The following is a 26,869-nucleotide window of genomic DNA, read 5'->3' as shown; positions in this document are numbered from 1 at the left end:
AAATGAGATACAGGCTTTCGCATATATCTCATTTTATTAAGCATGAGAGTAATTATCTTAAATCTCACCTCTCATATCTCTCATCTAAATTAGATAATCAGCATGGCATCGCCATAGCTGTAGAAACGGTATTTCTCTTTTACGGCAACTTCGTAAGCATTCATTACATGCTCGTAACCGCCAAATGCACTTATCATCATCAACAGGGTCGATTCCGGCGTGTGGAAGTTAGTGATCATGCTGTTGGCAATGCTAAAATCGTACGGCGGGAAGATGAACTTGCTGGTCCAGTCGTTAGCGGCCTTCAGGGTTTTATTTGCAGATACTGCCGACTCAATGGTGCGCATTGATGTGGTACCTACGGCGCAGATACGGCTTTTACGCTCGATACCTTTGTTTACAATATCAGCTTGTTTTTGCTCGATGATGAACTGCTCGCTGTCCATTTTGTGCTTGGTCAAATCCTCTACTTCAACCGGGCGGAAGGTGCCTAAACCAACGTGCAGGGTAACTTCGGCAAATTCAACACCTTTCAATTCCAGGCGTTTCATTAGCTCGCGGCTAAAGTGCAGGCCTGCAGTAGGGGCGGCCACGGCACCTTCGTTTTTAGCGAAGATGGTTTGGTAACGCTCTTTATCTTCGGCAGTAGCTTTGCGTTTAATGTATTTTGGCAGTGGTGTCTCGCCCAATATTTCTACGTTGCGGCGGAACTCCTCGTCGGTACCATCAAACAAGAAGCGGATGGTACGGCCACGAGATGTAGTGTTATCTACAACCTCGGCTATCAGCAGGTCATCATCGCCAAAGTAAAGTTTGTTGCCAACGCGTATTTTACGCGCCGGGTCAACCAATACGTCCCAAAGGCGTAGTTCTTTATTTAATTCGCGCAGCAGGAAAACTTCGATGGTGGCACCGGTTTTCTCTTTGTTGCCATACATGCGCGCCGGGAATACTTTTGTATTGTTAAGGATCATTACATCCTTGTCGTCAAAATAATCCAGTACATCTTTAAATATCTTGTGCTCGATTTTACCGGAATCGCGATGCAGAACCATCAAACGAGATTCGTCGCGTTTGTCGGCGGGGGTATGTGCTATTAGTGAATCGGGCAGGTTGAATTTGAACTGGGATAATTTCATGTTTTATAGAGATGAATTTTCAGGCCGCAAAAATACGGATTTTTTGTTAAATTAACCGATTTTTTTATATTTCGTTTTGATAATCTGCAAAATACTTTTATTGCGCACGCTGTAACTTAAGGCAACAACGTTCGTCTAACCTAAAAATTACCCGGTTTAACATAGCTGCCGCTCTGCCGGTATACCCGTAAAACACTGTTATGATTATTTTAAAACTTATACGCGAGAGTTTTTTATTTGCATACGATGCCCTCAGACAAAACAAGCTACGCACGCTGCTATCGCTGTTGGGCGTAACCATTGGTATTTTTGCCATTATAGCGGTGCGGTCGGCGGTTGATACCTTGCGTAATAACCTGCAAAAAAGCGTTAATAAGCTGGGTAACAATAGTATTTATGTAGAAAAGTGGCCATGGGACGGCGGCGACGATTTTCCATGGTGGAAATACATGCAGCGCCCTGTACCCAAACTGCGCGATTTTGACCAGATACGCCGCCGCAGCCAAACCGCCAAAGCCATTACTTATGAGATAAGTGTTGATAACCGCACCGTGAAATACGGCAGTAACACGGTTGATGGGGCACAAATAAATGCCGTATCGCACGAGCATGATAAGGTGATCAGTTTCGATTTCCAGGACGGGCGCTATTTTACTGATATAGAATCGCGTACAGGGTCGCCGGTTACGCTTATCGGGTTCGATATTGCTGCTAATTTATTTCCCAGTGGCGATGCTGTTGGTAAACAGATAAAAATTATGGGGCGTAAGCTTACCATTATTGGCGTTTTTAGCAAACAAGGCGATGATATGCTGGGGATATCAACAGATAAACAGGTGCTTGTTCCGCTGAACTTTGCTAAAAACGTTATTGATGTAGAGAACGAAAAGTATAACCCATCTATAGTAGTGCGCGGGCAGGATAACCTGTCGGAAAGCGAAGTAGAAAGCGAGATACGTGGTATTATGCGTTCTATCCGCAGTATACGCCCGGGTGTTGATGATAATTTTGCGCTCAATAAATCCAGCGTTATCACCAATCAGTTAGATAGCCTCTTTACTATCGTGAATATTGCCGGTAACATTATCGGCGGTTTCAGTGTGCTGGTGGGCGGTTTCGGTATAGCCAATATCATGTTTGTTTCGGTGAAAGAACGTACCAATATTATCGGTATACAAAAATCCCTCGGGGCCAAAAACTATTTCATCTTACTGCAGTTCCTGCTCGAGTCGGTTGCGTTATGCCTAATGGGCGGTTTGATAGGGCTGCTGCTGGTATACCTCGGCACGTTAGTCGTAAAGGCTGCTGCAGACCTTGAGGTTATCTTAGACGCGACCAACGTCATCCGCGGGCTTACCGTATCGGTAGTTATCGGAATGGTTGCCGGCATTATACCCGCATGGTTTGCCTCGCGGATGGATCCTGTAGAGGCTATCCGTACTAATTGATGCTTTAAATTATATCCGCCGGGTTAGGCTGCGTAGCAGCTACCGGCCTGCAATGGCGCGATATTTTTTCGAAGAGCACATCGGGTACAAAAGGCTTAGTGAGATAATCGCACATGCCGTGTTCAAAAGCCTTGGCATGTGTTTCGGGCATAGCATCGGCCGTGAAGGCTATAATAGGCAAGGCGGGCTGCATCTGCTTAATAATGGCCGAGGCTTCAAAGCCATCCATTACCGGCATTTGCAGGTCCATAATAATAAGATCGTAAGTTTTTTCGGCCGCTTTATCCACGGCTATTTGCCCGTTCATGGCCTCATCTACATTAGCCTGCCACTTCTTCAAAAATTTTGTGGCTATCATAATGTTCATCTTATTATCATCAACCACCAAAATATTCATGCCATGCAGTGTAGGCAATAATGGCGCAACCACCTGCGCTGCCGATACCTGCGGCTGAGCAGCCGGCTGCGGTGCCAGCGTAAACAGCACCGAGAAACTGAACTGAGTGCCCTTGCCCACTTCGCTTTGCACACGTATGCTGCTGTTGTAAAGCTCTACCAGGCGTTTGGTAATAGCAAGGCCCAGGCCAGTGCCGCCGTACTCGTTGTTTATTACGCGCTCTTCTTGTATAAAAGGATCGAATATAATGCCGAGGTTCTCGGGCGCGATACCTATGCCGGTATCCGTTACCTTAAAGTTTATCAGTATCTCTTTATCTGTGGCCTGCTCTTTCTCCAGTACAATGGCCACTTTGCCCTTCAGCGTAAATTTAACGGCATTGTTTACCAGGTTTATTAAAATCTGGCCCAGGCGCGTTTGGTCGCCAATGAGGTATTCGGGAATACCCTGACCGGTTACCAGTTCTATCTCCAAATTCTTCTCTACTGCCTTAGCGTAGAAAGATTGCCTGATGTTTTGGGTTAGCTGGTGTATGTTGAATACGCCTTTGTTCAACACCAGCTTGCCGGCCTCTATTTTATTATAATCGAGTATATCGTTAATAATGGCCAGCAGGTTTTCGCCGCTAAATTTTAGTGTGTTGAGGTATTCCAGTTGTTCGGGGCGTGGGTCTTCTGATAGCAGCAGATTAGTGGTACCTATCACCGCATTCATGGGCGTGCGTATCTCGTGGCTCATGATAGATAGGAACTCTGATTTAAAGTGCGATGAACGCTCCGCCTCTTCTTTAGCGCTGATGAGTTGCTGCCGGGCTATTTGCTGCAGGGTAATATCCTCGCCAATGCTGGTAGTACCCTTTATTTTTCCCTGCTCATCGTAGCTAACGGTGTTTTGCCAGCTAACGGTGCGCCACTCGCCGTTACGGCAAATTATGGGGTTTATATAGTGGGCCTTTATACTATCGGTAACAAACCAGCCCTGCATCATTTCGCGCAGTTCTTCGGGTACAAAATTGTACATCCAGTTCATGCCCAGTATCTCATCCTGCCGGTAACCCAGTAAGTTTGCCAGGTATTTATTGCAGAAGGTTACGCAACCATTGGCATCAAGCGACAGGGCCGCAAGGCTTACCGTCTCCAATACCTGTATAAATTTATCTTCGGTGCTGCGGTGTTCTATTTCAGCCTGTTTACGCTGGGTAATATCCTGCAGGGTGCCCACAATTTTGCGAACGCTGCCATCCTCGCGGAACATTAGCTTACCCGTAATTACACTGATGTGCTTTAAGGTACCCTTTGGCGTAATAATGCGGTACTCTACCGCAATATCCGATTCGGCCCTGAAAAGGTTGCGTATTACATAGCGGTCATCGGGGTGGATGTATTTGATAAGCGTACGCCCCGCAGCCGATTCTGAAGCTTCAGCCTCGTCCAGTTCGTAAATGGCGTTCACTTCATCGCTCCAGGCCAGGTTTTTGCTGCTGTTATCAAATTTCCAGTTACCTATTTTGGCTATCTTTTGTGCTTCCAGTAATTCTATCTGGCTCACTTTTACGGCCTTCTCGGCAAGGCGGGCCTCAGTAACATCCTGTATAATGCCTACAATGCGTTTCAGGCTACCATCGGGCGCATATTGCAGGTCGCCGCGCTGTACGCGTATGTACTTTAGGTTGCCTTTTGGGGTAAGCATTTTATGCTCACAGTTTACATCGGCAACGGTGGTAATATTGGTAAAGTAGTCGGCCGTGCGCTCCAGGTCGTCCGGGTGCACCATGGCCATGTAATACTCAAATTTGGTAAGCGGTTCGGGGATGGTATCAACCTCCAATACCTTGAACAGGTTATCGCTCCAATGGTTCTCGCGGGTAACGGCATCAAACCACCAGTTGCCCGTTTTGGCAATAGTTTGGGCCTGCTGCAATAAAGCCTCGCTTTCTACGAGCGAGTCGGCGCGTTTTTTTTGTTCAGTAATATCCGTTACCGATACCGATATACGGTGCAGGTAGTTGCCCTTGGCATCAAAAACAGGGGAGGCTTTGGCAATAAACCATTTTGGGTGGCCGTATAACGATGGAAACTCAAGTGAGGCAGGCTCGCGATTCGTGCGTACCAGCTCATACACCCTCGCAAATGGTACGGCCTGCTCGGGGCCCATTACCTCAAAAAGCTGTTTACCCACAAATTGATCGCGGGTTAGGTAAGGCGGGCTGTTTTGCCCGAACCAAACGTTATAGCAGGTGGTATCTTCGTTCAGTTCGAAAACGGTATCATTCATCGAGCTGATGAGCGAGTGCAGTTCTTCGCGGCTGCGGCGCAGGGTTGCATCATTCGCCATCAGGGTATCGTTCAGCAGCAGCACCTCATCCAGCGCGCGCTTGAATTTTTGCTGGTAGGTCATCACTACAAATAGCGACACATAGGCTATGGCCGTGAAAACAACGAGCAACGCCATGAGCACATAACCCGATATATAAAGTTTTGGCGCCGTATAGTAGGCGCACACTATAGCAATAATATTTAGCCCGCATATCAGCACAAACTCCCATGGCCGTTTGCAGAAAAGTGTAAGCGATATAAATATGGTGATGGAGCTAAAGAGGTAAACATGCTCGAACCCATTGGCCCCAAGCAAAATGCCGTTATTGATAACCAGGTAAGAGAGGATAGTGGCGCAGGTAAGGTAAACGTAAGTGCGTTTAAGGGCAGTGAACGAAAACCCAAGGGCAATTGCGCTTAGCCCCGCATTAATGGCGCGCAGCCAAACGGGATCGTATGAGTTATAAAAGCATAAATAGTGTAAAGCAGGCGCTGCAATAAGCAGGCCCAGTAACAGTAGCCGGTAAATAGTATTGTCATTTTCGATCAATAACAACGTGCGATCTTTAAATGACATGCGTTAGGGGTATTTTATTTGCCACGAAACAAATTACGAAAAAAACCGATATATAGCTTTACATTTTTTACAAAAGGTAAATTTATCTTAAAGCCGTTTAATACGCATATTTAATTACATTTGTTGCAAATACTATATTTTCTATGTCTGATACTGCACAACTAAAAATTGGTGACAAAACATACGAACTGCCTGTTATTGAAGGTACCGAAGGAGAAAAAGCGATAGATATTTCGAAACTGCGCGACCTCTCGGGCTATGTAACCCTGGATGTAGGATATAAAAATACCGGCGCTACCAAAAGCGCAATTACTTTCCTCGACGGCGAAGTGGGTATACTGAAATACCGTGGTTACCCCATAGAGCAACTGGCTGAACAATCGACTTTTATAGAAGTTGCCTACCTGTTGATCTATGGTGAATTACCAACCGCCGATCAGCTCAAAAACTTTGAGCACGAGATAAGCCGCCATACATTGGTGCACGAGGATATGAAGAAATTTTTCGATGGCTTCCCTTCGGGTTCGCACCCAATGGGGCAGTTGTCGTCGCTCATTGGCGCACTGGCGGCCTTCAACCCGTCGTCGTTGAAACAAGGCTTAACAAACGAGGAGATAAACCTCGAAATTATTAAGCTGATTGCCAAGATGAGCACCATCGTTTCGTGGATATATAAGAAGTCATTAGGCCACCCAATGATGTATCCGCAGAACAAAATGGACTATGTAACCAACTTTTTACACATGACTTTCGGGCAGCTTACCGAGGATGTGGCTATAGATCCGGTGGTGGTTGATGCCATGAATAAGCTGCTTATTTTGCACGCAGATCACGAGCAAAACTGCTCTGCATCTACGGTGCGTATAGTAGGTTCGTCGGATGCTAACTTGTACGCTTCTATATCTGCAGGTATATCTGCACTGTGGGGCCCGCTGCATGGCGGCGCTAACCAGGCGGTGATAGAAATGCTGCAGAAAATTAAGGAAGACGGCGGCGATACCGATAAATGGATAGCCAAAGCAAAAGATAAGAACGACCCTTTCCGTTTGATGGGCTTTGGCCACCGCGTTTACAAAAACTTCGATCCGCGCGCCAAGATCATCAAGAAAGCTTGCGACGATATTTTAGCCAAACTGAACATACAGGACGAAACCCTGGAGATAGCCAAAAAGCTGGAGGAAGTTGCGCTGAGCGACCCATACTTTGTTGAGCGTAAGCTGTACCCTAACGTAGATTTTTACTCGGGTATCATTTACACCGCCTTGGGCTTCCCTACAGAAATGTTCACGGTGCTATTCGCCCTTGGCCGCTTGCCGGGATGGATAGCCCAGTGGAAAGAAATGAAAGCAAACAAAGAACCTATTGGCCGCCCTCGCCAGATTTACGTTGGCGCTACCGACAGGGATTATACTGATATTGCTTCAAGGTAATTGCATTTGCGCATAGCGATGGGTTTCAAACCCATCGCTATGATCGCATCCAAACAACATTCAAAGCCCGCCATTTGCCGGGCTTTTTTTATAACACCTGATGAAGATGTCTCTAATATTTACTTTGATACTTATGTTTTTTTTGCCCGCCGGCGAAAAACAGCTAACCGTAATTAGTAAAGCGAATGTTTGGAAATTACATCCGGTCTTTGCCCTTAAAGATGCGGACATCATTATAAAAATAAGAGGAGATAAATATTTGCTTTGGTCAAGAGAATATTATGATTCAAAAGGCGAAATAGATAGCCTTATTGAAAACCACGACATTGATTATTTGCATTGGACACGCTCTGAAATGTACAAAATGAAAGGTTTTTTCAATCATGGCTACATTAGGAACATATCGGCATGGCTGATCGATAATAAGCGGTTAAAAATTAATAATTCATCTTTCGAGGTGGTGTCAATGAACAAACTTACAAACGAGATATACTATAGATCGCCAAAAGAACCCGATCACCTTTACATTATCAAATACAGGTAATCCACCTCTCAAAATAACTAATGACCACACGCGAACTGCTTAAACAATACTGGGGGCATGATAATTTCCGGCCGATGCAGGAGGAGATCATCGCATCGGTATTAACCGGGAACGATACCCTGGCGCTGCTGCCCACGGGTGGGGGCAAGTCGGTGTGTTTCCAGGTGCCGGCCATGGCTCGGGACGGTATTTGCATTGTGGTTTCGCCGCTGATCGCCTTAATGAAAGACCAGGTGGAAAACCTGCGGGCAAAGGGGATAGATGCTATTTCAATAGTATCGGGCATGAGCCGCCGCGAGGTGGATATTGCGCTGGATAATTGTATCTACGGCTATACCAAATTCCTGTACCTATCGCCCGAACGCCTCCTGAGCGAACTGGTGCAGGAGCGCATCAAGTACATGAACGTAAACTTGTTCGCGGTTGATGAGGCGCATTGTATATCGCAATGGGGGTACGATTTCCGCCCGCCATACCTGCACATTGCCGATCTGCGTGAACTGCACCCAAAAGTGCCTGTGCTGGGCCTAACGGCAACAGCAACCGCAGATGTGCGAGAGGATATCAAAGAGAAGCTCCAGTTCAAGCCCGGCAGCCTCACATTTCAGCAAAGCTTCGCCCGTAAAAACCTTAGTTACGTAGTGCGCCATACCGAAAATAAAAGCCGCAGCCTGATGGATATTGCTACGGGCATAAAAGGCAGCGGTATTATTTACACCCGCAGCCGCAAAGGCACTATGGATGTGGCCAAGTTTCTGAACCAAAATAACATCCGTGCCGATTTTTACCATGCCGGTTTAAGTGCAGATGAGCGTGCCGAAAAGCAGGAAGCCTGGAAAAATAACCGTACGCGCATTATCGTAGCTACCAATGCCTTCGGGATGGGGATAGACAAACCCGACGTGCGCTTTGTTGCCCACCTCGAAATTCCCGACAGCCTGGAAGCCTATTACCAGGAGGCGGGCAGGGGAGGCCGCGACGAGCAGAAAGCTTACGCGGTTTTACTTTACGACCAGATAGACCGCGCCCGCCGCGAAAAAATGTTTGTGCAGAACTTTCCTTCGGTAGACGAAATAAAGGTAGTTTACCACCAACTGGGCAATTACTGCCGCGTGGCTTATGATACCGGCGAAGGTGCCAGTTTCGATATAGACCTGGCAGAGTTTTGCGCCCAATACAAACTCGACCCCATAAAAACGCTTAACTCCCTCAAGTTTTTGGAGCAGAACGAATACGTGGCTTTTAGCGAGAGCGTGTATTTACCTTCTCGTTTCCGGTTCGAGGTATTGAATGAGGAATTATATAACTTCCAGATACAAAACCCAGGCTGGGAACCATTTGTGAAAACGCTGTTGCGTAGCTACGGCGGCGCGTTTGATAATTATGTGCGCCTGCGCGAGTTCGATCTCGCCCGCCGTACAGCCATGAGCGTGCAGCAGGTGATAGAAGGGCTCACACAACTACAGTCGTTCGGTTTGCTAAGCTACCTGCCCCAAACCGATAAACCCCAAATAACCTGGACCCGCCCGCGCCAGCAGAATAATAACATTTACATAGATAAGGCGGATATTGACAATCGCAAAGCCACCTACCGCCAAAAAATGGAAGCGGTATTTGCTTATGCCGAACACAAGCGCTGCCGCAGCCAAATGCTGTTAGCCTACTTCGACGAGCAAAACGCCCCCAAATGCGGCAGCTGCGACGTGTGCCTTGCCGAAAAACGCCGAAAAAACGCATCGGAGATATTCGAGAATATCACCAACGAGATCGTACAATTGCTAAGCACAGATAACTACACCATCACAGAGCTCATCACTGCCATAAAACCCGGCAATGAGAAGGAAAAGATAGAAACCATCCGCTTATTATTGGATGCAGGGAAGATAAAAACGGATGGGGAGAGGTATTATTTGTAGATGCCCTTTACGCCCTAAACGCCACAGGCGTCAACGCCGTTTGCTTTTTAAAATATTTTGAAAAATGCGCCAGATCATCATACCCCAGTGCATACGCAATTTCGCTTACCGTCCAATGGGTTTGTTTAAGGAGTATTTTAGCTTCCTGTATGATGCGGTTGCCTATGATATCGGTTGTAGTGCGGCCGGTGGCTTCTTTTAGTACCTTGTTCAGGTGGTTTACGTGTACGGCAAGGCGGTCGGCGTAGTCTTTGGCGGTGCGCAGGCCAAGTTTTTGCCCCGGCGCTTCCAGCGGGAACTGCCGCTCGAGCAATTCGATGAACATGTGGGTGATACGTTCCGAGGCATTTTGCGTGGTACTGAGCGCCGCCATGGGTTGCAGCTTTTGTCCGTAGTGAATCAGCTCCAATACCAGCGTACGCAGCAGGTCGTACTTGTAGCGGTAGTCGGTGCCTATCTCTTTGTGCATCTTCTTAAAGATGTATTCTACTTCCTTTACTTCCTCTTGGTTCAGTTGAAATACAGGTACCTGCCCGGGTTGGAAGATAGGTAACTCATCCAACTGAATGCCCGATTTACCCGGCATAAAAAAGTCCGGCGTAAAAATGCAGAACATACCCGTTTGGTTATCATCAGCAGGCAACCAACGGTAGGGGATTTTTGGCGTGGCGAATAGCAGGGCATTTTCGCCGGTATCTATTATTTTATCGGCGTATTCAGCAGTGCTTTGTCCGCGTATCCAGCTTATTTTATAGTAAGCGCGGCGGTTGTAGGGCATGGTGCGCCCACCGGTCGCCTTATCGAATAGTTTTTCCGTTTCGAAGATATTAAAATGCCCAAGGTCCTTGCTGATGCCCGCTGGGAATATGGCGGCATTGCGCCGGTAAAAATCTTCGAGAGTGGTGGTGGTTATCATGATGCCTAATCAATATTACATTAAAGATTTGACAACTTTTTAAAAGTTGTCAAATCTACAGGGCAGGTTTATACCATCATACCGCCCGAAACCTCGATGCGTTGGGCGTTTACCCAGCGGGCATCTTCGCTGCAAAGGAAAGCTGCCACGCCGCCAATATCTTCGGCAAGGCCTACACGGCCAAGGGCGGTAATGCTGCTTACCATTTTGGTGAGTTCTTCGCTTTTGCGGATATGGGCATCGTTAAAATCGGTAGCTATAGCGCCGGGTGCGATAATATTGGCCCTGATACCGCGTGGACCAAGCTCTTTGGCCAGGTAACGGGTAAACACCTCCACAGCACCCTTCATGGAGGCGTATGCAGAAGAACCGGGCACGCTAAAGCGGGTAAGCCCCGATGATATATTAACGATGCCGCCGCCATCATTAAGTAGCCCAAGAGATTTTTGAGTAAGGAAGTAAACACCCTTAAAATGTACGTTCAGCAACTCATCAAAGGCTTCCTCTGTAAAATCGGCAATGGGGTTGTTGCGGCCAAAGCCCGCATTGTTGAGCAGGAAATCGAATTTTTCGGTGCCGAATTTATCTTTTAAAACTTGCTTCAGCTGTTCAATAAAGCCATCGAAACTTTTGATGTTGCCGGTATCTAATTGCAGGGCAGCAGCCTTTTGGCCGGCGTTTTCTATTTCGGTAACTACGGCTTGTGCCTCCTCGGCTTTGCTGTTGTAGGTTAGTATTACGTCGAGCCCTTTTTCGGCTATGCGCAGGGCCATATCCTTACCCAACCCGCGGCTGCCGCCTGTTACTAATGCTATTTTGCTTTGCTTTTCCATTGTAGTATTATTTTGTTGATACAAAGGTGGGCATATAACGTGCCATGTAGTTTGTAACAATCAATCGGGTATTTGTAAAAATCAAATAATACCATCCTGTTTATTAAAAGCACACGCGGCACGCGTGCGCCAGCCTATCCCTTTCATCTGCACATCCGCATCTTTTTCGCCGACGCATTTTCGCCGTTCACCGACACATTCCTGCCGTACGTCTAATACACCGAAAACTGCTGTAACGTTTCCTGCTGCCACTCGTCATATTGATGTATTTAAAAACGAAAGAAATTAATAATAACACTCACTATCAAAATATTATAACCATGAAAACTCAAATATTAACCATTGCCACCATATTCACTTTAGCCTTAGGTACCGTAACCGCAGCCTCTGCTAAAACACAAAATAACAACGAAGAAGTAGCCACCGTTTTAAGCAACGTAAGCCAGATAAACAAGATCGAAGTCCGCGGTAACGTGGAGTTATTCGTAAGCGATGGCAGCGCCGACCAGGTAAAAGTTTACAACCGTTACTATGCCGAAAGCGCCATGGTGCAAAATGAAAACGGTGTATTGCGCATTGCATCATACACCAACAAACCGCTGGTAGTTTGGGTAACCGCTGCCGACCTGCGCAACATTGCTGCTTACGATAATGCACAAGTTAAATCATTCGGCAACCTGTCAAAAATTGACCTGAACGTTGCCTTGTACAACAACGCATCAGCAAAGCTTGACTTAGATGCCTACAAAGCCAGCATCACCGTAAACGACCGTGCCAAAGCCGACGTAGCAGGTACCGTAACCGAGTACAGCGTAACCCGCGACCAAAGCGCTACCATCAACAGCAGCAGCGTGGTAGCCACAAACAAAACCGATAACGTTACCAACAAATTCGCGGTAGCAAAAACAGATGTAGCCGTATTGTAAGCACTACTTTTGCAAAAGTTCAACATATATTCCAACAGAGAGCCATCGTGTAAACGGTGGCTTTTTTTTGTGCCCCATGTCTTCCTGAACGAGCGCTGTTGGGCGTAAGTGTTGGGCGAGGAGCTACCACCACCATGTCATCCCGAACGAGCGATGGTGGGAAGGTGCGCAGGGGCGAGGAGGGAACTTGTTCATTCTGTAAAGTCCACGTGCAAAGCGTTTATGCTTTATTGAACAAGATTCCTCGTCGCTTCGCTTCCCTCGGAATGACAATTTTTTATGATCTCAGGACATGCAATAGTGGTGCTTAGCGCTCCTCCATCTGCACATTTGAATTTTCACCGACACTATCCCAACTTTCACCGATATAAACCGGCACTGTGTCTAAAATACACTATTTGCCTGTAACGTTTCTGCGTTGGCTTCGTCTTATCTATGTATTAAGTTACTAAACAACATAAGGTTCTCACAATCAAAATATTAAATAAAATGAAAACAAAATTTTTAGCCATTGTAGCTGTAATAGCATCAGCCTTGGCAACCACCAATTTTACTTATGCCGCAACCGAAAATAATGGCAAAGAAGTAAGCACCGTTTTAACCAACATCAGCCAGATAAACAAGATAGAAGTACACGGCAACGTGGAGCTTTACGTTAGCGATGGCAGCGCCGACCAGGTGAAAGTTTACAATCAGTACTATGCCGAAAGCGCTTTGGTACAAAGCCAGAACGGTGTGTTGCGCATATCATCATACAAAGATGAAAAATTAGTAGTATGGGTTACCGCTAACGACCTTCGCGCCATCAGTGCTTATGATAATGCCGCTGTAAAATCATTCGGTAGCTTATCAAAAATTGAGTTTGATGTTGACCTGCACGATAGCGCTACCGCTCAATTGAATATAGAAGCTTACCGCGCCAGTGTAACTGTAAACAACAACGCCAAAGCAACTTTAACCGGCGGCGTAACCGAATACAGCCTGAAATATGCCGATACCGCCAGCGTGATCAACGATAACTTCATCACTGTTAACGAAAGCAAAACCCAGGTATCATCTGTAGGTAAACGCGATATCGCAGGTTTATAATAAGCACCTTTCACAATTTAAATACACATAAAAACCAAGCCGTTGCATAGCAGCGGCTTTTTTTATTTTAGGTTAAAGTGTAACTTAAGCGCAATATCTGTTGTCAAAAAAACAAAAACCTCACATGAAAAAATCATACTTACAAATATTCGTTTTAGTTGCCGTGTTGTCGGCCAGCCTGTTATCGTCATCGTGCCGCCGTTTTAAAAGGGTGCATGGTTCAGGCAAAACTGCTACCGAGCGCCGTACCGTTGTTGAATTTGATAGGGTAGATATCTCGGGCGGGCTTAACGCTACCTTGGTGCAGGATAGCTCATCGGTTGTTACCGTTACCGCCGATGATAACCTCATGAAATACATTAAAACCGAGGTAGAAGGGCACGAACTGCGCATTTACACCACCCGCAACCTGCAGAGCGATATAAAAATTACGGTGAACATAGGCTTTAAACAACTGGAGCAGTTGGGTGCTTCGGGAGCGGTAGAGGTGGCCTCGATAGGCCGCATCAACACCGGCGATTTTAATATGGACCTTTCGGGTTCTACCCATGTAGACCTTGACCTTGCCGCAGCCGATGTGCGCACCGAATGCAGTGGCGCCAGCGAGATAAAGCTGAAAGGGCAGGCAGCATCGCACCGATTGGCACTGAGCGGCAGCAGCGATATTTATGCGTTCGACTTTGTGGTTGGTAAATACCAGATAGAATCATCGGGCGCAAGCCATTGCCGTATAAATGTGCTGAAGGACCTGAGCGTACAAAGCAGCGGTGCCTCCGAAACCGAATACCGTGGCAGCCCGTCGCGCGTAAGCAGTTCTAAATCGGGTGCGGCATCGTTAACTAAGGTGAACTGATCTGTAGCATATAAGAAATTTAAATGGAAGTGGGTGTGTTAAAACATCCACTTTCTTTGTTTGAGGATGGATACCTATAAAGCCAGAAAATATATCGCCATTGGGTTGGTGGCCATATTGCTTGTTAAAGACTACAAGAGTTTATACAGAAGCTTTTATATGAGCGATAAATGCCAGCTGGAGGCCGAAGCCAGGGATCTGTCGCTACAAGGAGTAGTGATAAAGAAATATATCGATTCGGCAAATCATCAGTACCGAACTATCGAGATAGAACGTAAATGGTTCAACGATGTTTTTTACTTCCACAATCTCGAAGATTCATTATTGTGGAAAACGGTTCGCGTTAACGATTCTATCAATAAGCAGCCTAATAGCCTTACCTATTACCTCATCAGGAACGGGAGAAAACTGGCTATCATAACAAGTTATAATTGCAGGCGATCCCCATAGCGAACCGTTTCTGAATAAATTCAAGAAAAATTACCCAACGCTGTAACATTCATGTGGTTAAAAGCGCCTTAGTGTTTTAATAACACAGTACTCTTAACCTCATCATGAAAAAGTTCAAAAAATGGATGGCGTATATCGTCATCTTTATCGTATTGATCGTTGTATCAGCGATATCTTATGTAACCCTCGCGCTGCCCAATGTTGGCGAACCCGAAAACATAAAAGTAGAATTAACCCCCAAACGCATTCAGCGCGGTAAATACCTGGCCAACCACGTTACCGTTTGTATGGATTGCCACAGCAACCGTAAATTTAACGAATTTGCCGGCCCTATAGATACCAATATCCTTGGCGGAGGGGGCGATAAATTCGATGCTGCGGCAGGCTTCCCCGGTACGGTTTATGTGCCCAACATTACCCCGTTCCACCTCAAAAGCTGGACCGACGGCGAGCTTTTCCGCGCCATTACCGCAGGGGTTAAAAAGGATGGTTCGGCTATATTCCCTATAATGCCTTACACCAGCTACGGCAAAATGGATAGGGAGGATATATACAGCATCATAGCCTATATCCGTACACTTAAACCTATCGAAACAAAGCAACCCGAACGCAAGCTTGATTTCCCGTTGAATATTTTGGTACATACCATGCCGCAAAAAGCAACCCTTGGTAAACTGCCTTCGCAAGCCGATACTTTAAAATACGGCCAATACCTGGTGCAAAGTGCTGCTTGTGCCGATTGCCATACCAAAGCTGATAAAGGTAAACCCGTGCCCGGTTTTGAATTTGCCGGCGGTAATGAATATGGGATGCCCGGCGCAACATTGCGTGCGGCCAATATTACACCAGATGTAAAAACCGGTATAGGCAGCTGGACCAAAGAGCAATTTGTGGCCCGCTTTGCCCAATATGGCAATGGTACCGCTAAACCTGTAGCCGTAAAACCCGGCGATTTCCAAACCATTATGCCCTGGTGGAAATATGGTGCTATGGAGAAGAAAGACCTTGAAGCAATATATGCCTATCTGCGTACGGTTAAGCCCGTAAGCAACAACGTAGTAAAATTTGAAAACAAGCTAACATCAAATTAATATCTCAAAATAAATTCATACTTTTGCGCCTCTAAAAAGCTGCCGTGCGTGGTAATTACATGCACGGCGGTTTATGTTGTATAAAAACACAATCCGGTAAAAAAGATGAACATATCACAGGAAAAAATTGATAACCTTAATGCGGTTGTAAAGATCAATTTAACCCCCGCTGACTACCAGCCACGCGTAGAAAAAACCATTAAAGACCAAGCTAAAAAAGCCAAAATTCCGGGTTTCCGTCCGGGTATGGTTCCTGCTGCGCACATCAAGAAAATGTATGGTAAAAACATTTTGGTTGATGAGATAAATAACCTGCTAAACGATACCTTAAATAAATACCTGGAAGACGAGAAACTGGAAGTATTGGGCCAGCCTTTGCCAAAACGCGAAGACGCGCACAAAGAATACAACTGGGATTTTGCCGACGAGTTTGAATTTAACTACGAAATTGGCTTAGCGCCTGAGTTTGATGTTGATTTCAGCTCGAAAGATACCATCACCCGTTACACCATTAAAGCGGATGAAGAAACCCTGGCATCGCGCATCAAAAACATCCGTCGTGCTTATGGCAAAATGACAAATCCTGACGTATCGGCAGATGATGACGTGCTTTACTCGGTATTAGAACAACTTTCTCCGGATGGTTCTGTTTTTGAGGGTGGCATTAGCAACACCGGTTCGGTACGTTTAGACCAGATCACTGACGAAGCCGTTAAAGCTTCATTGATCGGTTTGAAAAAAGACGATACGGTAACTTTAGACATCCAGAAAGCTTACGGTAACGATGCAGCTAAAATTGCAGGTGTACTTAAGATAGAAGAAGCTGAAGCTGCCGACCTGAAATCGGACTTCAAATTAACGGTAAAAAATGTTAACCGTTTAGAAGAAGCCGACCTGAACCAGGAGTTCTTTGACAAGTTGTTTGGTGAAGGTAATGTAACTACCGAAGAAGGCTTCCGTGAGAAGATCACCGAAGAAGTTGAAATGATGATGCAGCAGGATAGCGAACGCAAACTGCAGAACGACATTTACAACTACAGCCTTAATAAAGTACAGTTTAACCTGCCTGATGAGTTTTTGAAACGCTGGTTACAAGCAACCAACGAAAAACTTACTACAGAAGAATTGGAAGGTGGTTACGATGATTTTGCAAAAAACCTGAAATGGACACTGATAGCAAACAAAGTAGTACGCGATGGCAACATCGAGATAAAATACGAAGATGTATTCCAGTACGCTAAAATGAGCTTAGATCAGCAGTTCCGTGCGTACAGCCAGCAGTCGCTTCCTGAGGAGCAACTGGCACAATACACCGTGCAGTACCTGCAAAATAAAGAACAGGCCAACAAAATTTTTGAAGAAGTAAAAGCCGTTAGGGTTTTCGACTATATCAAAAGCGTTATCACTTTAGATAACAAAGAGATCCTGTTTACCGATTTTAACAAACTGGAAGACTAAGCGCTTCCCGTTCAATAAAATACGTGTCACCAAAAGCATTTGCCGCAAGGCAGATGCTTTTGTGTTTTAAACGGCCTGAAAAATTTTGTCATTTCGATAGAGCAGAAGGGGAGGGAAAGCGCGGGAGTGCGAAAGAGAAAACTTCGGTACAAAGCAATTAGCGTTTGCAAAGTAGATGAAACAATTTTTACTTAATAAAAACTTTACATCACCAAAACTATTCAACTAACAACTATATTAGCCCCGTAAGCCAATAACATTACATTATAAAAAACAAATAACATGAGCAGTAATATCGATAGAAATGAATTCCGCAAGTATGCCGTTAAACATCACCGTTTAAACGGGCTTACTGTAGATAAATACCTTTCAACTTTCGACCGTAACAGCCAGCCAAGCGGCATTTACAGCCCTACAGGCATGACCCCATACATCATAGAAGAGCGCCAGTTAAATGTGGCCCAGATGGACGTATTCAGCCGCCTGATGATGGACCGCATTATTTTCCTGGGCGATGCTATTTACGACCAAAATGCAAACATTATCCAGGCTCAATTGCTGTTCTTACAATCAGCAGATGCTAAGCGCGACATCCAGATATACATCAACTCTCCGGGTGGCTCGGTTTATGCCGGTTTAGGGATATACGATACCATGCAATTCATCTCTAACGATGTAGCTACTATTTGTACAGGTATGGCGGCCAGTATGGGTGCCGTATTATTGTGCGCAGGTACAGCAGGTAAAAGGGCAGCCTTGCCACACTCAAGGGTGATGATACACCAGCCATCGGGCGGTGCGCAGGGCCAGCAAAGCGATATCGAGATCACATATCACGAGATCACGAAGCTTAAAAAAGAACTTTACCAGATCATTGCCGATCATAGCGGTGCATCGTACGAAAAAGTTTGGGAAGCATCAGACCGCGATTACTGGATGATAGCCGACGAAGCCAAAGAGTTTGGTATGGTTGACGAAGTTTTAAAAAGCAATAGCAACAAAACCAAATAATTGGTTCATGTTAAAGTAAAGCAGCACAACTAATTAGAGTTGCGCTGCTTTGTAATTAATTTGAATTTGATTATTTTTGATAAACCAATTGAGAAATGAACAAGAACAGCAAGGAGATCAGATGCTCGTTTTGCGGCGCAGGTAAGCAGGATTCCCTGATGCTGATAGCCGGGCTGGATGCGCACATTTGCGATAAGTGCGTAAACCAGGCCAACGAGATACTGGCAGAAGAATTAAAAGTGCGGAAGGTAAAAGCCTCTCCGTCGTCGCCGGCTGTTTTAAAACCTTCGGAAATAAAAACCCACCTGGATCAGTATATCATAGGGCAGGACGATGCTAAGAAAGTGTTGGCCGTATCGGTATACAACCACTACAAACGCCTTAACCAACGCGTAGATAAGGATGAGGTAGAAATAGAAAAATCGAACATCATAATGGTGGGCGAAACCGGTACGGGGAAAACCCTGCTGGCTAAAACACTTGCCAAAATACTGAATGTGCCTTTCTGCATTTGCGATGCCACGGTACTTACCGAGGCCGGCTATGTAGGCGAGGACGTAGAAAGTATCTTAACCCGTTTGCTGCAAAGTGCGGATTACGATGTAAACATGGCCGAGCGCGGCATTGTGTATATCGACGAGGTAGATAAAATTGCCCGTAAGAGCGATAATGCCTCTATCACCCGCGATGTAAGCGGTGAAGGCGTACAACAGGCATTATTGAAAATTTTGGAAGGAACTATGGTGAACGTACCACCGCAAGGCGGCCGTAAACACCCCGACCAAAAAATGATCACCGTGAACACAAGCAACATCCTGTTCATTTGCGGCGGCGCTTTTGATGGTATCGATAAAAAGATAGCCAACCGTATGCGTACCCAAACCGTGGGTTACAAAATGAAACGCGACGATAGTGAGGTGGACCTGAAGAACCTGTACAAATACATTACGCCGCAGGATCTTAAATCGTTCGGGTTGATACCCGAGCTGATAGGCCGTTTACCGGTGCTAACTTACCTGAATCCGTTGGATAGGGAAGCGCTGCACAACATTCTTACCGAGCCTAAGAACTCGTTATTGAAACAGTACAAGAAACTGTTCGAATACGAAGGCGTAAAGTTGGACTTTGAAGATGAGGTGCTGGACTTTGTGGTTGATAAGGCCATGGAGTTTAAACTGGGTGCCCGCGGGCTGCGTTCTATCTGCGAGGCCATCATGATAGATGCTATGTTCGAGTTTCCGTCTAAGAAAGATGTGAAGCGCCTGAACGTAACGCTGGAGTACGCGAGAGAGAAGTTCGAAAAGTCGGATCTTAAAAAATTAAAGGTAGCATAACACTAATTTAGCTTAAAATAGCTATCTTTGTATTACCAAATACAACGCAGCCCTGGCGATACCCCGCCGGGGTTTGCTGTATAAAAAGGTTTTTGAACGCCCCCAAAGGAATTCGCCGATGGGATAAAATAATAAGGAGAACTCAAAAAATGAACGAACAATTAGATGTTAAAAAAGACGAAACCCCTGCAACCGACAAAAAAGTAAAAGAAGTATCGTCGCCCGTAAAATCGGGACTGAAAACCAAAGAGGCCATTGTTGCTAACTGGCTGCCACGCTACACCGGCCGCCCGTTGAATGATTTTGGCAAGTATATTATCCTCACCAATTTCTCTAAGTACCTGCAGCTATTTTCCGAATGGCACGAGAATGCGCCTATAATGGGTTTAGATAAACCGATGCAAAGCGTAACGGCCAACGGTATTACCATTATCAACTTCGGTATGGGTAGCTCGGTAGCTGCAACCATAATGGACCTGCTTACCGCTATACAGCCTGAAGCAGTGATATTTTTGGGCAAATGCGGCGGCTTGAAAAAGAAGAACAATGTAGGCGACCTTATACTGCCTATAGCTGCTATACGCGGCGAAGGTACATCAAACGATTACCTGCCTGCCGAAGTGCCCGCACTGCCATCATTTGCCCTGCAGAAAGCTATATCAACCACCATACGCGATTATGGCCGCGATTACTGGACCGGAACCTGCTACACCACCAACCGCCGCGTTTGGGAGCATGATAAAGAGTTTAAGAAATACCTGAAGGATCTGCGCGCCATGGCTATTGACATGGAGACAGCTACCATATTCACCACAGGCTTCGCCAACAAAATACCAACAGGCGCATTGCTGCTGGTATCTGACCAGCCAATGATACCCGAAGGTGTAAAAACCGCCGAAAGCGATTCGAGCGTAACCGAACAATATGTAGAAACACACCTGCATGTAGGTATAGAGTCACTAAAACAACTCATCAACAACGGGTTGACGGTGAAACACCTGAAGTTTTAAGTTGGTTCATTAGTTCAATGGTTCAATTGTTCATTGGTGAGTGATCAGTGAACAATGATGATAAACATAAAAGCCGAAGGCCCGCGTTTACGCGGGCCTTCGGCTTTTATTACCACACGTCATGTTGAACTTGTTTCAACATCCCATCATGCATTTACGCATAGCATTGCCGCTTTACATAATCATTACCTGCCGTGTGGGATGTTGAAACAAGTTGCAGCACGACGTTTTTTTATGATGCCAGTCACAAATGAACTAATGAACCAATAACCTATTGAACCACCACCTTCTTCATCACTTCTCTGCCATAAAACACAGGGAAATACATTTGCTCGGCTTTGGCGGGGTTAAGCGTGTAATTACCGCTGTAGCGGGGCATTAGTTTTACCGTGAAGGTGTAAGTACCCTGTTTTAGCTTGCGGCAAAAGATGCTTACCTTTTCTTTAAAAAATTCGCGGTGTACTTCGTTATTGCTCCATTGCTGGTCCTTGCTTTCGTAAGAGCAGCCGGCGGGGATAGGTATTTCAACCATTACAAAATCGGCATCGCCTTTGGCGGTTACTTCTGCTTTTAGTTCCACCGCTTCGCCGCCTTTTAGTTTGGTTACTTTATCGCCTTTCCGCTCGAACCAGGTATCTACCTTAAAATCCTTACTTACCTTTTCGGGTTTGTTGTTCCAAAATTGCTGGTAGCCGGTAATGTAAACAGGCAAGCTGCCGGTTTTGCTTACGCTGACGGTGTTATCCTTCAATGTAGTAGTGTAAGGGAACGCCGTTATGGTTTCTGTTATGCTACCCTTTAACGTGAGCACAGCGGGCTTTATTTGCGCGTCTTTCAGAAGCAGGTCGGGCAGCAGGGTTTCCAGTATCAGCGCACTTTCGTAGGTGTTGCGCCATTCACCCTGTTTTCGCTGCTCTAAAAAGTACCCGCGTATTTTGGCCAATACCTCCGGATGTTTGCTTTCTGCTTTGATAATATTGTAAGCGATCGCACTCAGTTGAATAGCGTTATCAAAGAACCTGTAACTCTCCTCGCCCCAATACATATTGCCGAACATGGTTTTGTGCGCTGTGCGGATAAGGCTATCGGTTTTTATACTCAGCCCGGTCTGCTGTTTAAGCCGCATCAGCTTCAGGCGGGCGTAGGTGCTTACGTCTTTTTGCTTTTTATAATCGGCATCTATAACGCCGAGGTATTTGTTGTAGTCTACTTTTGCGCCCATTTGATGAAGCAATTGCAGGCAGGTGAGTTTGTCTTCGCCGCGGTAGCTTTCCAGTTGATAAACCAGGTAGTCGGTTAGTTTCTTTTTATTCAGATCAACGGCGTAGCCCATTTTTTGTGCTTCGGTAAGTGCTTCTACGGCGTGCAGGCTTATCCAAAGCTCGTCGTCGGTATTGGCCCACCAGCCCCATGTACCGTTGGTTTTACGGTTTTGTTGCAGTTTTTTTATCACTTCGGTGATGTTACGCTCGTATTTGAACGGTTCGCCCAAAAAGGTTTTGATTCGTTTTTCCGATAAAAGCCCTTTCAGTTTCGATGCCAGCTGCTCGTTGCAGAGGTATTTGTATTCGCGCAGGCGTTTGGCTTCTTCGGCCAGGGCGGGTAGGGCAGAAGCTTCGGCCCTGAAAGTTACAGGCCCCATCGTCGGGTCGAATTTGAGGTTTACCGTGGTATCCCTGTCCATCGCTTCAAAAATGCCTTTTGTTTCCTGCGTGCCTTGTTTTATTACGGGTATCTTACGTTGTTCTCCATCAAAATAACCGTTATCGCGCTTAATGCTGTACTCAAATTCGAGGCTATCCGTTGCCGATGCCGTAATGGCGAGCGTATCTATTTTGGCGTTTACCACTTGCAGATCGCCTTGTGTTATAACCTTCCCGTTGTATTTAAAAGCACGGCTAACCAAAGCGGGGGTAGAGGCGTAGTTCATCACTTTGCCAATCAGTTGCATCTCATCGCCCTCTACAGCAAACTGCGGCGCTATAAAGTTAGCGCTAAGGGGTTTGAATGATTTGACCTGCTTCTCCGAAAAACCGCTCTGCCGATGCCCGTTTATGGCAACCACGTAGGTGCGCCAGTTGGTAATATCATCGGGGAAGGTACTGGTGAAGCTGGCCTTGCCGTTGTCGTCGGTTATGAGTTTGGGTTGCCAGTGGGCATAGTCGCTGAAGTTTTTGCGGAGGGTTTGGGCTCCTTCACCAAGGGGAGATTCTGTACTTCTTTCTTCAGTAGCTGTTTTGGTCTTTGTGCTAACGATTATTACGCCGTTGGCTGCCCTTGAGCCATATAACGCTGTTGCTGCGGCGTCTTTAAGTATGGTTACGTCGCTAATCATTGCAGGATCAATACCCTTTAAATCTTTAACTATTTCACCATTCACCACATAAAGAGCAGCCTGCCCTCCTGCAAAACCGGACGCTCCTCTCAGCATAACTTGCGTGTTGCGGCCTAAAGCATAGTCCGGGCTACGCACTTGCAGCCCCGCCACTTTACCGGCCAATGCATTATTCAAAGAAATTGAACTAACTGAACCGGTCATGCTCATTCTTCTTGTAGTACCGTACCCTACCACTACTACTTCAGTCAAATGGTTAGCAGCGGCTATCATTTTCACGTACAGGCCGGTGCCTGCATTGTAAGTGATTTCCTGAGTGTGATACCCTATATAGGCAATTACCAGTTTGCCGCGTGGTGGCCCGTATAGCCTGAATGTGCCATTTAAGTCAGTCATGGTGGCAATATTGGTTCCCTTTATCTTTATCAATACACCAACAAGCGGCTGTTTATCCCCGTTATCTACTATTTTTCCGCTCACCAATGCTGTAAAGCCATTAGCGGCAAGGTATTTATCGTTAAAAGCTTCTTTTAACCGCAAAGCATCGTTTTGTATTTCGTTATCGTTGAATTGATAAATGGTGCCGCTGCGGCCATTGATAGTATTGCTTATTTTAATACTTACCGAATCGCGGGCATGCTCCGGGCTAATGGCAATGTCGTAGTGGTTGGTTCCGTGCGGCTTTATCTCAATGTTCTCTTTAATAGTGTAAGTATCGCCTTTCAGTAGAAAAAATACACGGTACTTCCCTTGGTCCAGTTGGCCGAAGCGTTGCCTGTTGCCCGGGAATACCTGTAAGTAGTCCGGGTCATCGTATCGGTAAAAAATGATGTTTTTAATTAGTATAGGGTTTTCGTTTTCCTTCACCATGCGTTTAAATTCCAGTTCGCCGGTTTGCCTGGTGGCAGGTGACGGGTTGTTGAATAACTGCGAGGTGTTTGCCCGCTGGTCCAGAAGGTTTTGCCAAAGGCTGTCGGCCGCATTATTGCTGATTACATATTGGCGGTAATTGGTAGCGCCGGTTATGTGCGATAAATTACGTGAGAAAGGATAAGGTGTTTTAATATCTTTTTGAGTGATAAGCCCCGGTTCAAACAGATATGTGTAGTTTGCTTCGGCAGTAAATAGCGTCGGCTTTTCGTCCTTGCGCTCAAATAGAGTAAATGCTGGTGCAAGCGGCCCCGCAAGCACAATATTGCCGGCAACTCCTGAGGGGTTTAGTACATATAGGCGGTCGGCTTGCGATATCCTGGTTTGTTTTATGCCAAAATTGTTTACCACGCCTATCATGTATTTGTTGATGTTATTTGCCTCCGCAACAGGCAGGCTGTCCGCAACGGGTTGTGAAGGCCAGGTATTGCCGTTAATGCTCAAAATGAGTTTTTTTGATCTCGGTACCCATACACTATCCATACTTAAATCCAACTTTGCCGTGCGTATAGAAATAAAGTGGTAGCCCGGCGATACCTTAAAGCTGTAAGGCTGCAATTGCTGCGCCTGGCTAAAGTAAACTGGAACGTGATCGATATATAAAACATGGACGGGCAATATATTGCCATCTTTTACTACAAATGGCGCTACTTGGGTTATCGTATCAATTCCGGGTTCTTCTATGCGGTAAACATTCCCTTTGGGATGGGTAAATTGGTAATAGGCAATGCTATCTAACCCCGCCTCAAGCGCCCAGCGTTGCCAGTTTAGTTTTATGTTACCTTCAAATCCCGTGTCTTTCTTTCTTATCGGTTTCTTAGGTTCGGGATAGAATGTTGGTTTGCCTACGTACGGAACATAGGGCTCCCTGTATTCAAATTTTTTGGTGAGTGCCCAGGCGGTAACATCGGTATTAACAACAGGCTTTCCGGTTGCATCGGTCACTACGATATCTGTTTTTACTTTTTGGCCGGGGTAAACAGTTACTGGTTGGTTTACAGCAATGTTAAGCAAATCTGGTCTATAAGCAGGGCATACATTTTCTGTTCTTACTACGCCAGCCCATATATAATTGATGCTAAAGATAACCGGGACAGATGATGGCAACGCCTTTTTGTAAAATAATTCAGTGGCCTGCCCGCCATCTATCAGCTTATTACCTGCAAACACTGAATAAAAGAAATGCAATTTGCGAGGGTTGGCCACGCTTAAATATACCGAATCTTTAGTGCGCTCGCTTGAGGCAGATATATTACCTTCAGATCTTTTCAGATCCACATCGGTATCGGTACTATCCGTTTCTATGTTATATTCAGCGGCATTGGGGTTTATCAGCACAAAGCCGGGTAGCGTAATGCTTTGCTTTGTCAGTGTATCGCCGTCAGCATTAATTGAGCTTACAATACCTTTTGTTTTATAGGGTTTTCCAAACTCCAGATGGTTTATCTTCAGCGAATCGTTTACCTCTTCGGTACTTAAAGTAAACCGCTCACAATTAAATTCAGCCGAGGCCTCTTTGTACTGTGGTTCGTTGTCGGCGTTTAAAAACTGAGCGCCTATTTCGTAGCGTACATCCGCTTTCGGGAATATCGAATCAGGTATTAGTATCTTTGTTTCCCCAACGGGCTCTAAATCAATTTTGTGTGTCCAAAGTGTATCGGGTACAAACTGGTGGTTTATTTTATAATTGCTTACGTTACGGGTACGCAAATTTAAAAGTACGCGCCCGTCTGCTACCGGAAGCCCATTTTCATCCACCGCTTTTAAATATACTGATAACGGGTTGCCGGGCGAGTGTTCCTTTTTATCGGTACGGATGGTGAAGTTTATCGATTTTAACTCATACTCTTCATACTTAAACCTGCCCGTGTATAAAACGCTTTTATTTTCCTGCATTTCGGCCGCGTTGTTTTCTTCATCATCGTCGTCATCGTCATCGCCTGCTTTTTTTTGAGGTTGTTTAGCCGGGTCTACGAGTAAAACAGTGTAATTATTATCCAACGAAAGATCCAGGCTATCCGTTAGTATAAAGCTATATTCGAAGGCACCGGGGCGGTAGGCAGTTACCATGCCCAACTTTTTTGTGCCGCCATTACCTGCCAGTTTCACCAGCAGTTGTTTTTGGGCGGCTGGCTTTTTATTTTTTTGATAGAATATAAATGCTTTAAACTTTACGGTATCGCGGGGTTTGTAAACAGGTTTGTTAAAAACCATGAAACCACCGTAGGGCGATGGCTTGTACCTGTTATTGTGATGCCGGAATATATTTTTAAAGCGATACCATGCTGTTTTTAAACGATGTATAAAACTACCATTGTAGTAATTGGCATCGGGTCTTACCGAAAAGAAATTAGTTACACCTTTGTGTTCTGCCTGTAATGTTATAGTGCTTTTGGGGTGTTTAAAGTACCAGGTATTGCTCGCTGCATCATAGGGTAGTTCTTTACCATTTAGCAGAACTTTTATATTGCTCAGGTAATTGCCTTGTTTATCGGTTAGGGCAAAGCGATGTTCGTAGGTGCTGGTAAAAAGCTTCAGAAAGGCCGAGTGGTTTTCGATGAGCGAATATTTTAAACTGTTCTCATTTGCATAAGCCTTAACATAATTTCCTGCCGGGAGCGTGTTTTTCCAATGTTTATCCGTCAGAAACGAATCCACCGGATTTTTTAAAACCTTATCATCAAAAACTTTCCCGGGCGATTGGTAGTAGCCGAGCATATCCGCGTCGCTCACTTTATAAATATAAGTGTAATAGCTACTCTGCCGGCTATTGGTCAATGGCCGCTGCGCAATGGCCGCACTGCATATCAGCAAAAACGAAACAATGATGGCGTAGGTAAATTTAGGCTGCATAAGGGTTAGAAGTG

General features: G+C 45.6%; 18 protein-coding genes. 13 read left to right on the top strand and 5 right to left on the bottom strand.

Going from position 1 to position 26,869, the window contains the following annotated elements; translation table 11 throughout:
• Positions 1-89 precede the first annotated feature (89 nt).
• Positions 90-1,139 (bottom strand): tRNA preQ1(34) S-adenosylmethionine ribosyltransferase-isomerase QueA, encoded by a 1,050-nt coding sequence (gene queA, locus BC343_RS28765; protein WP_078351265.1) that lies wholly within the window; start codon positions 1,137-1,139, stop codon positions 90-92.
• Positions 1,140-1,339: 200 nt separating this feature from the next.
• Between queA and BC343_RS28760 the strand changes: the two genes are divergently transcribed.
• On the top strand, positions 1,340-2,587 hold the full coding sequence (locus BC343_RS28760) for an ABC transporter permease (RefSeq protein WP_078351264.1): 1,248 nt from the start codon (positions 1,340-1,342) through the stop codon (positions 2,585-2,587).
• Positions 2,588-2,591: 4 nt separating this feature from the next.
• On the opposite strand, the gene BC343_RS28755 is transcribed toward BC343_RS28760, so the two are convergent.
• Positions 2,592-5,876: a PAS domain-containing hybrid sensor histidine kinase/response regulator gene (locus BC343_RS28755; RefSeq protein ID WP_078351263.1), complete on the bottom strand. Its 3,285-nt coding sequence runs from the start codon at positions 5,874-5,876 to the stop codon at positions 2,592-2,594.
• A 143-nt stretch (positions 5,877-6,019) separates the two neighbouring features.
• Here BC343_RS28755 and BC343_RS28750 point away from each other — a divergent pair, with 143 nt between their 5' ends.
• From BC343_RS28750 to BC343_RS28740, 3 genes are all read left to right on the top strand, one after another.
• Positions 6,020-7,306 (top strand): citrate synthase, encoded by a 1,287-nt coding sequence (locus BC343_RS28750; protein WP_078351262.1) that lies wholly within the window; start codon positions 6,020-6,022, stop codon positions 7,304-7,306.
• A 133-nt stretch (positions 7,307-7,439) separates the two neighbouring features.
• A complete protein-coding gene (locus BC343_RS28745; RefSeq protein WP_078351261.1) occupies positions 7,440-7,850 on the top strand; it encodes a hypothetical protein in 411 nt (136 codons plus the stop codon).
• Between the two features lie 20 nt (positions 7,851-7,870).
• Positions 7,871-9,766, top strand: a complete 1,896-nt coding sequence (locus BC343_RS28740; RefSeq protein ID WP_078351260.1) for a RecQ family ATP-dependent DNA helicase — start codon at positions 7,871-7,873, stop codon at positions 9,764-9,766.
• A gap of 7 nt (positions 9,767-9,773) precedes the next feature.
• Here BC343_RS28740 and BC343_RS28735 read toward each other — a convergent pair whose 3' ends face one another.
• Both BC343_RS28735 and BC343_RS28730 read right to left on the bottom strand, forming a co-directional pair.
• The gene (locus BC343_RS28735; RefSeq protein ID WP_078351259.1) at positions 9,774-10,682 is read right to left on the bottom strand and encodes a helix-turn-helix domain-containing protein; all 909 of its coding nucleotides are present in this window, start codon (positions 10,680-10,682) and stop codon (positions 9,774-9,776) included.
• Between the two features lie 68 nt (positions 10,683-10,750).
• Positions 10,751-11,515, bottom strand: a complete 765-nt coding sequence (locus tag BC343_RS28730) for an SDR family NAD(P)-dependent oxidoreductase (protein WP_078351258.1) — start codon at positions 11,513-11,515, stop codon at positions 10,751-10,753.
• 320 nt (positions 11,516-11,835) lie between these two features.
• Between BC343_RS28730 and BC343_RS28725 the strand changes: the two genes are divergently transcribed.
• The 9 genes from BC343_RS28725 (at position 11,836) to BC343_RS28685 (ending at position 20,737) form a co-directional block, all read left to right on the top strand.
• Positions 11,836-12,441, top strand: a complete 606-nt coding sequence (locus BC343_RS28725; protein WP_078351257.1) for a GIN domain-containing protein — start codon at positions 11,836-11,838, stop codon at positions 12,439-12,441.
• A gap of 489 nt (positions 12,442-12,930) precedes the next feature.
• Positions 12,931-13,530, top strand: a complete 600-nt coding sequence (locus BC343_RS28720) for a GIN domain-containing protein (RefSeq protein ID WP_078351256.1) — start codon at positions 12,931-12,933, stop codon at positions 13,528-13,530.
• 124 nt (positions 13,531-13,654) lie between these two features.
• On the top strand, positions 13,655-14,383 hold the full coding sequence (locus tag BC343_RS28715) for a head GIN domain-containing protein (protein ID WP_143822394.1): 729 nt from the start codon (positions 13,655-13,657) through the stop codon (positions 14,381-14,383).
• A 66-nt stretch (positions 14,384-14,449) separates the two neighbouring features.
• On the top strand, positions 14,450-14,833 hold the full coding sequence (locus BC343_RS28710; protein ID WP_078351254.1) for a hypothetical protein: 384 nt from the start codon (positions 14,450-14,452) through the stop codon (positions 14,831-14,833).
• Positions 14,834-14,937: 104 nt separating this feature from the next.
• Positions 14,938-15,924, top strand: coding sequence for a c-type cytochrome (locus tag BC343_RS28705; protein WP_078351253.1), 987 nt, complete (start codon positions 14,938-14,940; stop codon positions 15,922-15,924).
• Positions 15,925-16,029: 105 nt separating this feature from the next.
• Complete coding sequence (gene tig, locus BC343_RS28700) at positions 16,030-17,382, top strand: trigger factor (protein WP_078351252.1); 1,353 nt, start codon at positions 16,030-16,032, stop codon at positions 17,380-17,382.
• 282 nt (positions 17,383-17,664) lie between these two features.
• On the top strand, positions 17,665-18,393 hold the full coding sequence (clpP, locus tag BC343_RS28695; RefSeq protein ID WP_078351251.1) for an ATP-dependent Clp endopeptidase proteolytic subunit ClpP: 729 nt from the start codon (positions 17,665-17,667) through the stop codon (positions 18,391-18,393).
• Positions 18,394-18,488: 95 nt separating this feature from the next.
• Positions 18,489-19,727 carry an ATP-dependent Clp protease ATP-binding subunit ClpX gene (clpX, locus tag BC343_RS28690; protein WP_078351250.1) on the top strand — a complete coding sequence of 413 codons (1,239 nt, stop codon included), beginning with the start codon at positions 18,489-18,491 and terminating at the stop codon, positions 19,725-19,727.
• Positions 19,728-19,876: 149 nt separating this feature from the next.
• Positions 19,877-20,737 (top strand): AMP nucleosidase, encoded by an 861-nt coding sequence (locus BC343_RS28685; protein WP_078351249.1) that lies wholly within the window; start codon positions 19,877-19,879, stop codon positions 20,735-20,737.
• A gap of 271 nt (positions 20,738-21,008) precedes the next feature.
• Here BC343_RS28685 and BC343_RS28680 read toward each other — a convergent pair whose 3' ends face one another.
• A complete protein-coding gene (locus tag BC343_RS28680; RefSeq protein WP_078351248.1) occupies positions 21,009-26,855 on the bottom strand; it encodes an alpha-2-macroglobulin family protein in 5,847 nt (1,948 codons plus the stop codon).
• Positions 26,856-26,869 lie beyond the last annotated feature (14 nt).

It is taken from the genome of Mucilaginibacter pedocola, from assembly GCF_002013915.1.
GTDB classification, from domain to species: Bacteria; Bacteroidota; Bacteroidia; order Sphingobacteriales; family Sphingobacteriaceae; genus Mucilaginibacter; species Mucilaginibacter pedocola.
The sequence above is the reverse complement of the archived record's forward strand: the minus strand, read 5'-3'. Positions and strand labels throughout refer to the sequence as shown.

Bases quoted from the DNA above. Each gene is read 5' to 3' on its own strand.
- BC343_RS28760 (WP_078351264.1), top strand. From the start codon at position 1,340: ATGATTATTTTAAAACTTATACGCGAGAGTTTTTTATTTGCATACGAT.
- BC343_RS28710 (WP_078351254.1), top strand. From the start codon at position 14,450: ATGGATACCTATAAAGCCAGAAAATATATCGCCATTGGGTTGGTGGCC.
- BC343_RS28705 (WP_078351253.1), top strand. From the start codon at position 14,938: ATGAAAAAGTTCAAAAAATGGATGGCGTATATCGTCATCTTTATCGTA.
- BC343_RS28730 (WP_078351258.1), bottom strand. From the start codon at position 11,515: ATGGAAAAGCAAAGCAAAATAGCATTAGTAACAGGCGGCAGCCGCGGG.
- BC343_RS28745 (WP_078351261.1), top strand. From the start codon at position 7,440: ATGTTTTTTTTGCCCGCCGGCGAAAAACAGCTAACCGTAATTAGTAAA.
- BC343_RS28715 (WP_143822394.1), top strand. From the start codon at position 13,655: ATGAAAAAATCATACTTACAAATATTCGTTTTAGTTGCCGTGTTGTCG.
- BC343_RS28720 (WP_078351256.1), top strand. From the start codon at position 12,931: ATGAAAACAAAATTTTTAGCCATTGTAGCTGTAATAGCATCAGCCTTG.
- BC343_RS28755 (WP_078351263.1), bottom strand. From the start codon at position 5,876: ATGTCATTTAAAGATCGCACGTTGTTATTGATCGAAAATGACAATACT.
- clpX (WP_078351250.1), top strand. From the start codon at position 18,489: ATGAACAAGAACAGCAAGGAGATCAGATGCTCGTTTTGCGGCGCAGGT.
- clpP (WP_078351251.1), top strand. From the start codon at position 17,665: ATGAGCAGTAATATCGATAGAAATGAATTCCGCAAGTATGCCGTTAAA.
- tig (WP_078351252.1), top strand. From the start codon at position 16,030: ATGAACATATCACAGGAAAAAATTGATAACCTTAATGCGGTTGTAAAG.
- BC343_RS28725 (WP_078351257.1), top strand. From the start codon at position 11,836: ATGAAAACTCAAATATTAACCATTGCCACCATATTCACTTTAGCCTTA.
- BC343_RS28680 (WP_078351248.1), bottom strand. From the start codon at position 26,855: ATGCAGCCTAAATTTACCTACGCCATCATTGTTTCGTTTTTGCTGATA.
- queA (WP_078351265.1), bottom strand. From the start codon at position 1,139: ATGAAATTATCCCAGTTCAAATTCAACCTGCCCGATTCACTAATAGCA.
- BC343_RS28685 (WP_078351249.1), top strand. From the start codon at position 19,877: ATGAACGAACAATTAGATGTTAAAAAAGACGAAACCCCTGCAACCGAC.
- BC343_RS28740 (WP_078351260.1), top strand. From the start codon at position 7,871: ATGACCACACGCGAACTGCTTAAACAATACTGGGGGCATGATAATTTC.
- BC343_RS28735 (WP_078351259.1), bottom strand. From the start codon at position 10,682: ATGATAACCACCACCACTCTCGAAGATTTTTACCGGCGCAATGCCGCC.
- BC343_RS28750 (WP_078351262.1), top strand. From the start codon at position 6,020: ATGTCTGATACTGCACAACTAAAAATTGGTGACAAAACATACGAACTG.